This is a genomic window from Candidatus Thiosymbion oneisti, from assembly GCF_900092655.1.
Lineage (GTDB): Bacteria > Pseudomonadota > Gammaproteobacteria > Chromatiales > Chromatiaceae > Thiosymbion > Thiosymbion oneisti.
The window spans coordinates 1-14959 of sequence record NZ_FLUY01000577.1 but is presented as its reverse complement, the minus strand read 5'-3'; the positions used below and the strand labels follow the sequence as shown (position 1 = coordinate 14959).

Sequence of the window (14959 nt, the reverse complement as noted above, 5' to 3'; positions counted from 1 at the left end):
GTCAATATCCCTGTTTACGTAGATCTAAAAGGGTTTCATCAGCATCCCGAACTGCAGTTGAACGGATCCAGTAGCGTAAGCGATCCGGTTTTATGAGTAATAAGACATTTTCAGAATAAATGCGTAATAAACGGACTGTTTGTAGATGGCTGTGATTCTCCTTATAATATACAAGTTTTCGAAGCTCGATTTCAGGGTGCTCTGCAAGCCATTCGAGGTTTGGGCGTTCACCAAAATAGAATGGCTGACAGATTAGACCATCAAGAAAAACAGGGGCAGATGCTTTCAGATTATCATATACGCTGCCCAGCATACGGACAAACAGGCTTGAATAATTCCGAAGTGCCTGCTCTTCAGCGGCAGTTCGTAATAAGTCTGAATTCTGCCCAAGTCGCACATAGGAGGTTATATATTCAAGTACATCCTCGCACAAGGCATTTTCCCAGAAAGAGAGAGAAATTTCTTCGGCTGCTTCGGGGTAAGGCAGAATGTCGATATCTCGCTTGAGAATCGAGGTGGATTTTCCCACTAAAGATCGAGTTCCGTTCAATGTACAAGCAAATCGATAGAGCGCATGATTCTTGATAAGAAATTCATAAAAATGATGTAAATCAGATACCTGCGACGGAGGGGTATGAATACCAATAATTTGGTGCCGATATGCGATAAACCCTTTATCCCAGAAAACGATAGGGAGAGAATCTGTCTCTTTTATCAAAACAAGCGGTGTAGTGTAGCGGTCTTCAGTACGGGCGGAACAGAAGAGTCTTTCTTTCACATTGGAAATTTTTGCTTCATCTATGCCGGAATCAGTAAGTGCATCGGTAGGAAGGAGGGGTTTCCCTTCCAGAAACGGCGCTGGTGTTCGCCTTCCCGTTTTGGCTGCAATAAACCCTTCGCCATAACCCCAGCCTTTGTGCCGCACAAATTCAGCAAGCTTACGTATATCTCGAAGGCGTTGCGATATATCTAATAATCGCCCTCCACCAAGAAGATTCACTCGCCATATAAAAGGAAACTCTTCAGCTTGTCTTTGCGTGATACGATGCCGATCATAGTGATCCAATTCAAAACAGATCCGTTCGTGAACGCTTACCGTTCTACGAAAAGTCCAGTGAGCGATCAAATTATCCCCTTCGGGAATTCCCTTTTCGGCTAAGATTGCAATGGTCTTAGGATCCGCTTCATATAGGTTGCGAATAGAAGTAAAATCAAGAATTGCTTTGATTCTACATTTTCGAGCTATGGCATTACGGAAAAAATTTTTAGTTTTATCGTTATGCAGTAGGTCGGAAGGTTGAATTAAACAAATTTGTCCACTGGGTCGAAGAAGATTTAGTGCCTGTTCCAGAAATAGGTAAGCTACCTGTTTGTCCGGTAGTTCTCCACGCTCAGTATTATGCTGTTTCGCAATGCTATTTGCTTCCTCTCCGGCTGGTGAGAGCTTTGATTCAAAAGGAGGATTACCTATAATTATTTCGAAATCTTCTTTACAGGGGTTGAACTCTATTTTTTCAGGCCCGATAATAGCACTGAAAAAATCTACTCCAAATAGGTTTGATTCACGGAGATAATCAAACTTCAAGTCTCCCCAAATCACGTCGGGTTGCAATGCATCGCAAATAGCCAGGCTCAAACTAAATGCGGTCAAATCAATAGCTCCTGCGTCCAATTCAAACCCATAAATACTTTCCTTGAGGATTCGTTTAAGCGTATCGACATCCGGACGTTGCCAATTATTACGGCTCCGCCATACATTAACGAGCCTCCTGAATGCTCCAACAAGAAAAACACCTGATCCGCATGCTGGATCTAGAACGCGTTCGTTGCCAGTGAGCTTGTTGTAAGGCATGGCATGATTTAATAATAGAGATGCCAAAAATGGAGGAGTATAAACAGTACCGTGCCCCCCTTTAACGAAACGTTGATACAGATGACTGATAATTTCAACAGGGAGATGTTCGAAAGAGAATTGCTGCCAAAGGTATCGCTGTTTGTTTAGAGTTCTGGCCTCGACAACATCTGAAAATGTTTCAAGGATTGGTTTTGTAATATCTTCACGACGGACGGTAAAAATATCACCATTGAATTTTTGTTCCAAAAAGTTCAATAGGTTATATACATTCTCGGGTTTACCGCCTCGCAATACATCAAAAAAACTTTTGGCCCCCTTATGGAATTCACCAAACCAACCACCATTCGGGAAAACACGACGATCTTCGAGATATTTGATCAATACCATTAACAAAAGTAAACGACGGAGAATGGGCTTCTCTTCTCCATCAAGCTCGCTATCAGCTTCCACTACGGCCTGGATTAAAGATTGGTGTGCGGCCTTGTTATGATCTGCTAATTCCTTATTAATAGGTTCTTCCCAAAAAGTTCCATCAGCCAGCCCCAGTGCTGAAAACCTTTGTAGTTCAACATTTATAGCACCAGCAGTCCTCAAAGTTTTACTATCTATTTTGTCTACGGGATTATACTGACACTCTTTAGCATCAGACTCCCAAAAGTCTGGTCCTCGAGCACAGGTTAATACATCAATTCGGCTGGGCCAAGCGATATAAAGCAATGGCGCAGTACCATGAAGCCAGACTTTTAAATGAAGTTCAGCTAATTCTTTTTCATTAAGATGCTCATCAGAGTTATCAACGACATAAGCTGAAATTTGAGACGACCGACCATCTGAGAAACGGCGGAAGAATACGAAACCTATATGCTCGAATAGCTCAGCTTCAAAAAGTGCTACTTTTTCGTCAGTTTCGAGATTGAGCGTATTGGAAGCACTCCCTACAGGCACTAATCCTGTAGTAGGATCTCCGTCACCATCAGTAAAATCAACTAACCGGAGAGAATGGCTTTTCATTATAAACCTTATTTCTCGTTCCCACGCGGCGCGTGGGAACGAGAGTGACTGCCCCCTGACAACTGTAGGATACGAGGCGACTGGGCATGGGATCAGGCCGTGTTGTAGAGCTCGATGACCGTTTCGCTGGGCCTGGAGGCGGATTCCCTGATGCTGTTGCTACGGTTCTGCTCGAGCTGATCGAGATACCGAGTGGTGACGTCTCCGGTCACGTATTCGCCGTCGAATACCGAGGTGTCGAAGCGGTCCACATCGCTCTTGTTCTTCTTCTGGACCGCCTCGATCAGGTCGTCCAGATCCTGGAAGATGAGGCCGTCCGCTCGGAGCAGGCGGCAGACTTCATCCTCGGAACGGCCGTGGGCGATGAGCTCGCTCGCGGTGGGCATGTCGATGCCGTAGACATTGGGATAACGTACCGGTGGGGCCGCGGAGGCGAAATAGACCCGCTTGGCACCCGCGTCCCGTGCCATCTGGATGATCTGCCGGGACGTGGTCCCCCGGACGATGGAGTCGTCCACCAGCAGTACGTTCTTGCGCCGGAACTCCAGATCGATGGCGTTGAGCTTTTGGCGCACAGACCTCTTGCGCACCTTCTGCCCCGGCATGATGAAGGTGCGCCCGATGTAACGGTTTTTGATGAAACCTTCCGCGAAACCGATGCCCAGCCCGTCGGCGACCTGGAGGGCAGCGGTGCGGCTGGTCTCGGGTACGGGGATGACCACGTCGATGTCATGGTCCTGCCACTCGCGCTTGATCTTCGCGGCCAGCTTTTTCCCCATGCGCAGGCGCGCCCGGTGGACCGAGATGTTGTCGATGATGGAGTCCGGCCGCGCAAAATAGACGAACTCGAAGATGCAGGGCGAGAGTACCGGCTGTTCCGCGCATTGTTTCCTGTACAGCCGACCCTCGGCGTCGATGAATACCGCCTCGCCCGGCGCGATATCCGCGATGAGTTTGAAGCCCAGGGTGTCCAGGGCCACGCTCTCGGAGGCGATCATGTATTCGATGCCCGCGTCGGTCTTGCGCTTGCCGTAGACCGCGGGCCGAATGCCGTGGGGATCCCGAAAGCCGCAGACGCCGAACCCCGGAATCATCAGGACCGCCGCGTAGCCCCCGCGGCAGTGCCGATGGACCCCTGCCACGGCATCGAAGATATCCCGTTCGTCGATCCGCAGCTTGCCTTGAAGCTGCAGCTCGTGGGCGAAGATATTGAGCAGGACCTCCGAGTCCGATGCGGTGTTCAGGTGGCGCAGATCTTCGGCGTAGAGATCGCGCTTGAGCGCCTCGGCATTGATGAGGTTGCCGTTGTGCGCCAGCACGATCCCGTATGGAGAATTGGTGTAGAAGGGTTGGGCCTCCGCGCAGCTTGAAAGGCCCGCCGTGGGATAGCGCACGTGCCCCAGGCCCATGTTACCCCGCAGGTAGAGCATGTGTTCGGTGCGGAAGACGTCCCGGACCAGGCCGCTGTCTTTGCGCAGATGGAGCTTCTCGCCTTCGCTGGTGACGATGCCGGCGGCGTCTTGTCCGCGGTGTTGCAGGACCAGCAAGGCGTCATAAAGGGATTGGTTGACCGGCCCCTGGCCGACGATGCCGACGATGCCGCACATGACGTACCTCTAGCGGATGCAAGCGACCTGTATCGGGGCGGAAAATCTAATATGGATGCCCTCAACGACCGATACCATTGAGCTGGCAGGATCTCCACGGAAAATTTAGCCGCAAATAAACGTCAATGGACTAAAAGCGTCGATGATGGCGAGCCAATCGCAATCGATTGGCGTTCATTGGCGGCAAAAAAAGAATTCCCGCTGTAAAAATCTGCGGACAATAAAGGATGTCGCCCGGATAAATGTCAACACGACCTGGGTATGACGGGTAGATCCGATATCGCCTTCACCGATGAATCGCCGGGCTCGACGGGTCCGGACTCGGCGCGCGCTACAGATCCTTCAACCGGTCCGTCACCTGCACCGGGATTTGCTCCAGGATACGCTCGGCCAGGACCTGGAAGTGGCCGATAAGGGACGATTGCCGCCACCAGGCGTCTTCCGGCCAAGACGTGAGCGACCCGAGGAACACCAACATTGCTGCCAGAATTACCCCCCTGGCCGCACCGAACAGGCTTCCCAGGACGCGATCTATGCCGGTAAACCCCTTCTTTTTCAACAGTACGGAAAGCAGGTAGCCTAAGATTGCCCCGAGGACCAATACCCCGAGGACCAGGATCAGGAAGGCGACGATGATCTGGAAATTGGGGCTCGTGATCCAGCGCGCGAGCTCCTCGGTAAGTTCCTCCTGGAGGGAGGCGCTCGCGATCCAACGCGCGAGCACACCGGCAAGTTCCTTATGGAAGGTCCAGGCGACAAACAGGGCAACAAACCAGATAACGAAAGAGAGCACTTCGCGCACGAACCCGCGCACGAACCCGATGAGGGCGGACAGGGCAATGACCCCAATGATGGTGTAATCGACCCAGGCCATGCTTGATTTGCCGCTTGTTTGCCCCTCAGGGGTAACGCTGAATCTGGCCCTTCCGCCCCGTTTTCCTCCGCAGCTTAGCGGCCACCGACTCGATGCGTTTGCGCGTCAATTCCGGCCCGATGCGGATCCGGTACCACAGTTTCTGTTTCACCCGTGCTTCCTGGATAAAGGCGGGAAATCCCTTGACGCGCAAATCCTGCACCAGCGTGTCGGCACGTGCGTACTCCCGCACGCTGGCCACCTGGATGACCCAGGAGGAGGGGCTCGTGGACGACCGGGCCGGAGCCGCGGGTTGCGAGGGTGCCGGTTTGGGGGTCGCGGTTGCCTTAGGCGCCCGCTTCGGCTTGGCCGCAGGCCGCGCTTTCGGTTTGGGGGTCGTGGTTGCCTTGGGCGCCCGCTTCGGTTTGGCCACGGGTCGCGCTTTCGGCTTGGGGGCCGCGGTTGCCTTGGGCGCCCGCTTCGGCTTGGCCGCGGGCCGCGCTTTCGGCTTGGGGGTCGCGGTTGCCTTGGGCGCCCGCTTCGGCTTGGCCGCGGGCGGTGTTTTCGGTTTGGGGATCGCGGTCGCCTTGGGTGCCGGTTTCGGCTCGGCCGCGGGCAGTGCTTCCTCGACCGGGACCAGGTCCGGCTCGGGCCCGAGCTCGGGTCTCTTGATTGCGGGTGTCTCGAAGAACTCCGGCGGCGGGAGCTCCTGCGGTAGCGACGGATCCCCCTGCGTCGGCTCCTGATACTCGGAGAACGTGGACACGGGGGGCTCGACCGGAGGCTCCTGGACAGAAGCATCATAGCCCTGGTCGAAGTCCGGCGCTGGAGGAATCGCCATTTCCTGTTCCGATACCGGCTGTAAGGTCTCCTCCTCCTCCAGGAGCATGGGGAGAAAGATCACCAGCAGCACGACGATGACCGCCGCGCCTATCAGACGTCGTTTTGCTCCTTCCTCCATAAGCCTTCCCGCAACAGCGTTGCCCGAGTGGAATGTTCCAAAGATTATATCAGGATGCCGCCGCGCCGTGGATATAGCGTAAGGCCGCCTCGACAGTGGTGAAGGATCCGAATGCCAGGATGCAGTCGCCTGCCCGGGCCCTGTCCGCCGCGGTCCGGAGCGCTTCGGTAATGCCCTCGCATCCGTGCAGATCCCGCTCCGCTGCCAGGCCCTCCAACCCCGCGCGCAGCTCGGCGGTGGGCAAGGCCCGGGGGTCTGCACTTTGCCCCAGGTACCAGGCATCGACTTGCCCGGCCAGGGGTTCGGCGATGGCCTGCGGGTCCTTGTCCTGCAGGACCCCGAGCACCGCATGCATGCGACCTGGGCAATCGAAGGCGCGCAGGTTGGCCGCCAGCGCTGCGGCCGCCTGCGCATTGTGGGCGACATCCAGGAGCCAGGTCACCGCGCCCGGCACGATCTGGAAGCGCCCCGGCAGGTGTGTCCGCTGCAAACCCAGGCTCAGGTGAGGGATCGCCACCGGTAGACGCGGATTCAGGCAAGCGACCGTCATCAGGACAGTGGCGGCATTGTCGCGTTGGAAGATCCCACGTAGGGCGGGCGCGGGCAGACCTGTCTGCACCAGTTCAGGGCCCAGCCAGTGCCAGGTGGAACCCTCGTCTTCCCAATCGAAATCGCGCCCCAGGACGAACAGATCGCAGCCGAGCGTTTCGGACCGCTCGAGCAAGGCCCCGGAGGGTGCCCGATGCCCCACGACGGCAGGCCGGTGGGGCCGGAAAATGCCGGCCTTCTCCGCAGCAATCCGGTCCGGGGTGTCACCGAGCCATGCGGCGTGGTCCATACCGATGGTGGCCACTACCGCAACGTCCGGGTCCAGGATATTGACCGCGTCCAGCCGTCCGCCGAGACCCACCTCCAGAATCGCAACATCCGGTTGGGCACGGACGAATAGGTCCAGGGCGGCCAGGGTGCCGAACTCGAAATAGGTCAGGGTCGAGGCCCCGCGTGCCCGATCGACGCGCTCAAAGGCGGCGCACAGGGTAGCGTCCCGGATCTCCAGCCCATTCAGGCGGATGCGCTCGTTGTAGCGCAGCAGGTGGGGGGAGGTATAACAGGCGGTCCGATAGCCGGCGGCACGGTAGATGGACTCGAGCATGGCGGCGCAAGAGCCCTTGCCGTTGGTGCCGGCGATGGTGATGACGGGGAAAGCCACCGAGTCGCGTTGCAGCCGGGACCAGACCGCCGCGCTACGCTCCAGCCCCAGCTTGATAGTCCTTGGGTGCAGGGTCTCCTGCCAACGCAGCCAGCTTTGGAGGTCGTCGAATCTCATTGATCCCGTTCCTGCATACACGCGGGGATCCGAAGCTAGGCGGGCGCGGATTTTTTAATCCGCAGTCCGGCCTCCCAACCAGCGCCGGATAATTCAGGATTGCTGAACGATCGTCGCATAGCGTGATCGCGGGGCGTTTCTGGGATTATACTTACACACCATCTGTGCACTTCCTTAAGTCGAAGAGGCCTCGAATGGATGCCGATACACTTCGTTTGCTCTTGATCGTCGCCGGTGGTCTGGTGCTGGGCGGACTCTATATCTGGGAACGGCGGCGGGCCCGTTCCGATAAGGAGGGGCCTTACGAGAGAAGCGAACCGGACGATGACAAGCGCGAGCCCTGGCTCGACACCGGGGCCGATGAGGCGGGCGATAAGAGCGATGGCACAGCTGCGGGCGACGACGCCCGAGAGCGGTCCGGGCCGCCATTGCCGCCGGACCGGCCGGATCAGTCGGATCAGTCGGAGCTCGAGCTGGAGCCGCCGGTGGTAGCGGACAGGCGGGGGCCGGTGCGCCCCAAGAGTCCGATGGTCCTGTCGCTCCATATCATCCCGAAAGAGGGGGGCTTCGACGGCGAGACCATCGTGCGTGCGGCCGGGCGGTGCGGAGTCGAGCCTGGGGAAATGGAGATCTTCCACTGTTACGCCGATGCCGAGTCCACCGAGCATCCGGTGTTCAGTATGGCCAACATGGTCAAGCCCGGGACCTTTCCCTTCGGTGCCATGGACGAGTTCGAATCGCCCGGGCTGACCCTGTTCTCCCAGGTGGAAGGCGCCCCCGACGACCCGTCCCGACTGGAAGCGATGCTCACCGCCGCGCATTGCCTGGCCGATGCGCTCAAGGCGGAGATCCGCATCGGGAGCAGGGAATCGCTCACGCCCGAGTCGGAGGAGCGTTTGCGGGATCGGGTCCATGAGCTGATGGCTTGGCGGCTGACTGATCCGGACCCCCAATGAGCGTCCCCATCGCCGTTCGCTCCCGTATCGAGGAGCTGCGGCGGGAGATCGATCACCACAACTACCACTATTATGTCCGCGACGACCCGCAGGTCCCGGACGCCGAGTACGACCGACGGTGGCGCGAGCTCCAGGACCTGGAGACCCGATATCCGGACCTGATAAGCCCCGAATCACCGACCCAGCGGGTGGGCGGCGAGCCCCTGGCGAGCTTCGCCGAGGTCGAACACCTGGTCCCCATGCTCTCCTTGGAGAACGCCTTTGACGAGGCCGAGCTGCGGGCCTTCGACCGCCGGGTGTGCGAGCGGCTCGGGTATGACCGGGTCCGCTACCTGGCCGAGCCCAAGCTGGACGGCTTGGCTATCAGCTTGATCTTCGAAGGGAGGCGATTGCGCCGGGCGGCCACCCGTGGCGACGGACGTCGGGGTGAGGACGTGACGGCCCAGGTGCGCACCATCCGCTCCGTGCCCCTGCGGTTGCGAGGCGAAGGCTGGCCGACGCTGATGGAGGTGCGCGGCGAGGTCTTTCTGCCCAAAACCGGTTTTACGGCCATCAACGCCAGGGCCCGAGAAGAGGACGGCAAGACCTTCGCCAATCCCCGCAACGCCGCCGCCGGCAGCCTGCGGCAGCTCGACCCCAAAATCACGGCCCAGCGGCCCCTGACCATGTTCTGTTACGGCTTGGGCGCGGTGCAGGACGGCACCCCGGCGTCCACCCATAGCGAGCGTCTGGCGTTGCTGAAAGACTGGGGACTGCGTACCTCCCCGGAGCTGCGGGTGCTGGACGGCATCGAGGCCTGCATCGCCTATCATCAGGAGATCGAGACCAAGCGTGACGCCCTCGACTATGACATCGACGGCGTAGTATTCAAGGTCGACTCCCTGGCCGATCAAGAGGCCCTGGGCTTCGTTGCCCGCGCGCCGCGCTGGGCGATTGCCTACAAGTTTCCCGCCCAGGAGGCGCTCACCACCGTCGAGGCGGTGGTGTTCAATGTGGGTCGCACCGGCGCCGTTACCCCGATGGCCCGTTTGCAGCCCGTCTTCGTGGGCGGCGCCACCGTCTCCAACGCCACCCTGCACAACCTGGACGAGATCCGACGCAAGGACATTCGGGCCGGGGACACCGTCTACATCCGCCGCGCCGGCGACGTCATCCCGGAGGTAGTGCGGATCCTGCCCGAGCGCCGGCCACCAGGGACCGAGCCGGTTAAGCTCCCCCGGAGCTGCCCGGACTGCAATTCCCCGGTGGTGAAGCCCGCGGGAGAGGCCATTGCCCGTTGCACCGGCGGCCTCCACTGTCCGGCACAGCGCAAGGAGACGATCTGGCACTTCGCCGCGCGGCGGGCCATGGACATCGAAGGGTTGGGGGAGGAGCTCATCGAGCAGCTGGTGGACAGGGGGATGCTCGCAGACCCTGCGGATCTCTATACCCTGAAGGAAAAGCGCGAGCAGCTCATCGATTTGGAGCGCATGGGCAAGAAATCGGTCGCCAACCTGCTTACGGCCATCGAGGAGAGCAAATCCACCACCCTGGCCCGGTTTATTTTTGCGCTCGGAATCCGAGAGGTGGGTGAGGCAACCGCACAGGCCCTCGCGGACGCCTTTCCGGACTGGCGACAGCTGAGGAAGATCCGACGGGTCGAAGACCTGGTGCCGCAATGGGGCGTCAAGGGTGTCGGCCCCGAGACCGCGCGGGCCGTCCGCAAGTTCTTCGAGGATAAACCCGCATTTACCCCCAAAGGCGCGTTTTCCGATTGGCTGGTGGCGCGGAAGATCCCCGGCGTCACTGTCAATGTGGCCGCGGCCCTGGTCGATCGCTTCGAGACTTTCCAGGCGCTGAGCCAGGCCCAGGTCGATGATTTGGAGCAGGGGATAAAAGGCGTTGGCCACAAGACCGCACGGGCCATCCGCCGGTTCTTCGAGGATAAGCCTGAGTTTACCCCCGAAGGCGCATTTTCCGATTGGCTGGCGGCGCGGAAGATCCCCGGCGTCGGCACCAAGGTGGCCGCAGCCCTGGTCGATCACTTCAAGACTTTCCAGGCGCTGAGCCGGGCGCAGGTGGAAGACCTGGAGTACCGGAAAGAGAGTCGGGTGCCCGGCGTCGGGGAGGTGGTTGCCGAACGGATCGTCGGCTTCTTCGCCGAGCGTCGCAACCGGATCGTGATCCGGCGGTTGTTGAGCGCCGGTGTTCATTGGGAGACGCCGGCGGTCCCCGCCGCGGCGCCCGACCAGCTACCCTTGACCGGCAAGACGGTCGTCATCACCGGCACCCTGAGCCGGTCCCGCGATCGGATCAAATCGGCGTTGCAGGCGCGCGGCGCCAAGGTGACCAGCACCGTCTCCAAGCAGACGGACTACCTGATCGCCGGTGCGGACCCTGGGTCCAAGCTGACCAAGGCACGAGCGCTCGGAGTTACCCTAGTGGATGAGGAAGGACTCGCCGATCTATTGGGTGGGGATTGAGGAATGGAGATCCGCGGTCTGCTTCTTGCGGACGTGCCATCCTTGGCCGCTGGGTTCCGGCGTCCCAGCCGGAACGACGATCTGGTGGGTTAGCTACCCGTCATTGCTGATTATACCCAAGCCTTCTCAAAACACACGAGATTGTGTTGCGGATGGACGGCATCCATGAAGTATACCGGGTCGTCTTTAGCCGTGGTTTTTTTCAGGTTCTCGTAATCGCGGAGGAATTGTTCGTGCGCCTTCGGGTCGGCTTTGCCAGGGACCAACTTCGGCTTGTTGTAGACGTCGCCCAAGCGATGCAGCACCGCAGTCATGCCGCTCTCGGTGTAGGAGATCCCGACGGTGTCTTCCACCCCGTGCGCGATCGCCTTGGCCGACAGGTCCCGGTGCGCTTGCAGATGAGCGTCCAAGCTCGCCAGATCATCTGCGGCGAGCGCGCACGTGCTTCCGCCAACCTCGGTACCGACACGACGCAACCCCTCGATACCGCCTTGGCGATAGCGTTTGAAATGGTTGCGCCCGGTAGTGGTATCGACCGACAAGACTTCGGCTACTTGTTTCGCTGTCCAGTCGGTGGCAAGCAACACTACCGCCTTGATTCGGTCAGCGGCGCGCTTCTCATGGGCGCTGCGATGCGCCGCCCGCAGTTCGGCGAGCTGTTCGGTTGAAAGCGTGTAGTCGAGCATGCCCTATATGTTACAAGTATCTTCAGCTGGTTACGCGCGGTTCTTAAACTCAAAAATCATATGAGAGCGGTATACAAAGCCATTAATTTTTCTTATTTTGTTTAAAAGACGGAACGTGGCCTGCCTCAGTTGTTTATATTTTCCGATATTTTGAACCGTATATCAGGGTTGAGCCTTTCTTTTCCTATTTGGCCGGATGGATACCACTACGATTGAGCTCAAACGCCAGTAGGGGATTCTTGAGTTGAAAAAAGGGTGGTGGTTAATATTTAAATGACGCGAGAAAGCCCTTTTACAACACCCTCCTGGAGGGAGAGGGGGTGGGGAGAGGGGGTCAAAGGGCAAAGATCGGTGCCTTTTGCGACACCCTCGGAGGGAGAGGAGTTAGTTGCAGGAGTGCCGGCCCCCCCACCCTATGCTCCAGCCCAATGCCATTACTAAGGCGCGGTCCTGGATTATTTGTCGCGCAATCCTATAATAGGACAGGATTTACAGGATTACCCAGGATTCACAAGATTCTTGCATTTTAGATACAAATGTTTGGCCACGGCCACCGGCGACCAACAGGTCACCCTGACACTCACGGCGGACAATGACGTCACCATCAATTATCGAAGATCGTCTGCCTGTCCTCAGCCTTGCGAGCTCCTGGGACCATCCGGGTGGATCGAGCTGGTCGAACCCGAGGTCGCGTCACGGGCGATAGAGATTGAGATCGACCAAGCGGATGCGGATCCACCGCGAAAAAAGTAGGTCGGGTTAGGCGCGTGTCGCTGGGTCGAGCGATGCAAACCGACCTGAAGGCGCCGTAACCCGACAAAACCTAGTACGTATGCTCTCAACGAGCGAAATAGAAAATTTAGCCGCAAATCGACGCAAATGACCGCAACATCCCAGCAGTCCGCACAGCGGACCCTACCATCAATTCGATCCAGAGAGGGCCCCAGCCCATGACCCGTTTTTTCGTTGACCCCAAGGTCGCGGGAAGGGATTGCATCCGTGTCTCCCGGCTCCGGGCGGTCGCCCTGGCCTTGGCGGTCGCCCTCCTGGCTATGGGCGCCGGCGCCGCCCAGGCGCAGGACTTCACCGTCACCAATGCGAACGATAACGGCACCGGCAGCCTGCGCGAGGCAGTAACCCAAGCCAACGCCGCCGGTACCGGGCCCCATCGCATCACCTTCGCCGCCGGCGTGACGGGCCCCATCGTCCTGACCGGTGATCAGATCGACATCACCCAGGCCCTGACCATCACTGGCCCCACGACCGGTCTGACCATCGACGGCAATCAAGCCAGCCGCACCGGACGCATCTTCGGGGTCACCGAACGGGTGGCGGTGACCCTGGAGCAGCTGACCCTGACCAACGCCAAGACCACGGCGATAGGAAGCGGTTTTGATTGCGCCAAGACCACGGGCGGGGGTGGGGCAATCTGCGCGGAGGGCGACCTGACATTAGGCAACAGCACCGTCTCGGGGAGCCACACGGAGCGCTCCGGCACTAATGGCGGCGGGATTTTTGGCCACCAGACCGTCACCCTGACCAACAGCACCGTCTCGGAGAACTACACGGAAGACGCCTCTGGTGGCGGGATTGCCAGCAGTGCAGGGATCACGCTGACCAACAGCACCGTTTCGGGGAACTACACGCAAGGCAGCAACAGCAGGGGCGGTGGGATTTATGGCAGCAGCACTGTCACGCTGACCAACAGCACCGTTTCGGGGAACTACACGCAAGGGGGCAACGCCGATGGCGGTGGGATTTATAGCAAAGGAACCGTCACCCTGACCAACAGCACGGTCACGAAGAACGCCACGCGCGGGGGCGCCAAGGGCGGCGGGGTGTATCTCTTTACCGGCACGGCCACCTTCACTAGCAGCATCCTGGCGGGCAATACCAAGGGCGCCGGTACCAGCGCCGGCGCCAGCGATTGCGAAAAGGAATCGAGTGCCGCCGTCACCGCCGCCAACAGCCTGCTCCAGGCGACCGGCGCCCAGGCCTGCGATCTGAGCGCGACCGACGGCAACCTCATCGGGGAGCAGGCCCCGCGGCTGGGATCACTCGCAGACAACGGCTGTACGACCCCATCCGGCGGCGCCTGTGTCAAGACCCATGCCTTGCAGTCGGGCAGCCCGGCCATCGACGCCGGCGGTACGACGACGCTGAGCACCGATCAACGGGGACAGCCGCGCGTCCAGGGAGCAGCCGTGGATATGGGTGCCTACGAGTCCGGTTTCACCGGGACCGGTAGTCCTGAAGACCCGTCCCCCGGCACGACCACCGGCACCGCCGGCACGCCAAACACCGGCAGTGGTTGCCGCGCCGACATCCAGTGCAGCGACGCGGCCAAGCTGTGGATCCATCGGGCCTATCGCGGCTATTACGGGCGCTGTGCCGAGTGCGGCGGCTTTCGCTACTGGTGCGAACGCCTGGATGCGGAAGGCGGCGGCACCGATCTGACTCCCATCATCGCCGCCTTTGGCACCTCCCAGGAATACACCCAGCGCTTCAGCGGGCTGAGTGACGCCGAGCTGATCCACAACCTGTATCGGAACGTGTTCGATCGCACGGCCGAGCCCGGCGGGCTGGCGTTCTATCTCGCGCGCCTGGCATCCTACCGCGAGGCTTGGCGCGCCGACCATGCCGGCAGCGACGAGGGCGCCACCGAGTACGGCCTGTCCCATATCGCCTTGGACATCCTGCTCGGCGCCCAAGGCGACGACGTAGGCATCCTGGACGCCAAGCTGACCGACTGCGAGCAGTATCGAAGGCGTGGTAGGTCGGGTTAGGCACGTATCTCCGGATCGAGCGCTGCAAACCGACCTGAAAGCGTCTTAACCCGACAAAACCTAGCGAGGCTTCGCCTCAGACCGACAAGACGTGCATTTTTCGTGCAATGCATACCAAAATAGCAAGCGCGGAGGATCAAAACAGGGAATCCCATCCTTTTATGCCCTGCACGAATTTGACTCATTTGTAAAAGTCTGGTTCCCTCAAGGGATCCTAGCCGCTAGCCAGAAGGGCCAACGAAATATCGGTGGTCCCGGAAGCCGACAACATGTCGGCGATCCCAGGGGCCGACAACATGTCGGCGGTCCCAGGAGCCGACAACATGTCGGCGGTCCTAGGGGCCGACAACATGTCGGCGTTGCGGGGACGCGAGTGCGGCTGGGACCGCCGTCTTTCAGACGGCTTACGCACCCAATGACCAGCTGTCGGCAACGGTCAGAGCAGACGCCTTGTG

Annotated in this window: 11 protein-coding genes; 5 read left to right on the top strand and 6 right to left on the bottom strand. The window is 59.1% G+C overall.

The window, feature by feature from the left end; translation table 11 throughout:
* Window position 1: 1 nt before the first annotated feature.
* The 5 genes from BQ17_RS06190 to BQ17_RS06170 form a co-directional block, all read right to left on the bottom strand.
* Window positions 2-2866, bottom strand: a complete 2865-nt coding sequence (locus BQ17_RS06190; protein ID WP_089725284.1) for an HsdM family class I SAM-dependent methyltransferase — start codon at window positions 2864-2866, stop codon at window positions 2-4.
* A gap of 92 nt (window positions 2867-2958) precedes the next feature.
* On the bottom strand, window positions 2959-4473 hold the full coding sequence (purF, locus tag BQ17_RS06185; protein WP_089725282.1) for an amidophosphoribosyltransferase: 1515 nt from the start codon (window positions 4471-4473) through the stop codon (window positions 2959-2961).
* 331 nt (window positions 4474-4804) lie between these two features.
* Window positions 4805-5347, bottom strand: coding sequence for a CvpA family protein (locus tag BQ17_RS06180; RefSeq protein WP_089725280.1), 543 nt, complete (start codon window positions 5345-5347; stop codon window positions 4805-4807).
* 25 nt (window positions 5348-5372) lie between these two features.
* The gene (locus BQ17_RS06175; RefSeq protein ID WP_089725278.1) at window positions 5373-6287 is read right to left on the bottom strand and encodes an SPOR domain-containing protein; all 915 of its coding nucleotides are present in this window, start codon (window positions 6285-6287) and stop codon (window positions 5373-5375) included.
* A 49-nt stretch (window positions 6288-6336) separates the two neighbouring features.
* Window positions 6337-7614, bottom strand: coding sequence for a bifunctional folylpolyglutamate synthase/dihydrofolate synthase (locus BQ17_RS06170; protein ID WP_089725275.1), 1278 nt, complete (start codon window positions 7612-7614; stop codon window positions 6337-6339).
* Between the two features lie 194 nt (window positions 7615-7808).
* Between BQ17_RS06170 and BQ17_RS06165 the strand changes: the two genes are divergently transcribed.
* Complete coding sequence (locus tag BQ17_RS06165; protein WP_089725273.1) at window positions 7809-8570, top strand: cell division protein ZipA; 762 nt, start codon at window positions 7809-7811, stop codon at window positions 8568-8570.
* Window positions 8567-11032, top strand: coding sequence for an NAD-dependent DNA ligase LigA (gene ligA, locus BQ17_RS06160; RefSeq protein WP_089725270.1), 2466 nt, complete (start codon window positions 8567-8569; stop codon window positions 11030-11032). Before BQ17_RS06165 ends, ligA begins: the two co-directional genes overlap by 4 nt.
* 110 nt (window positions 11033-11142) lie before the next feature.
* On the opposite strand, the gene BQ17_RS06155 is transcribed toward ligA, so the two are convergent.
* Window positions 11143-11718: a helix-turn-helix domain-containing protein gene (locus tag BQ17_RS06155; RefSeq protein WP_089725268.1), complete on the bottom strand. Its 576-nt coding sequence runs from the start codon at window positions 11716-11718 to the stop codon at window positions 11143-11145.
* A gap of 540 nt (window positions 11719-12258) precedes the next feature.
* Here BQ17_RS06155 and BQ17_RS06150 point away from each other — a divergent pair.
* The 3 genes from BQ17_RS06150 (at window position 12259) to BQ17_RS21560 (ending at window position 14923) form a co-directional block, all read left to right on the top strand.
* Window positions 12259-12471: a hypothetical protein gene (locus tag BQ17_RS06150; RefSeq protein WP_089725265.1), complete on the top strand. Its 213-nt coding sequence runs from the start codon at window positions 12259-12261 to the stop codon at window positions 12469-12471.
* 197 nt (window positions 12472-12668) lie between these two features.
* Window positions 12669-14504: a choice-of-anchor Q domain-containing protein gene (locus BQ17_RS06145; RefSeq protein ID WP_089725263.1), complete on the top strand. Its 1836-nt coding sequence runs from the start codon at window positions 12669-12671 to the stop codon at window positions 14502-14504.
* A gap of 269 nt (window positions 14505-14773) precedes the next feature.
* The gene (locus BQ17_RS21560) at window positions 14774-14923 is read left to right on the top strand and encodes a hypothetical protein (protein WP_176722319.1); all 150 of its coding nucleotides are present in this window, start codon (window positions 14774-14776) and stop codon (window positions 14921-14923) included.
* Window positions 14924-14959 lie beyond the last annotated feature (36 nt).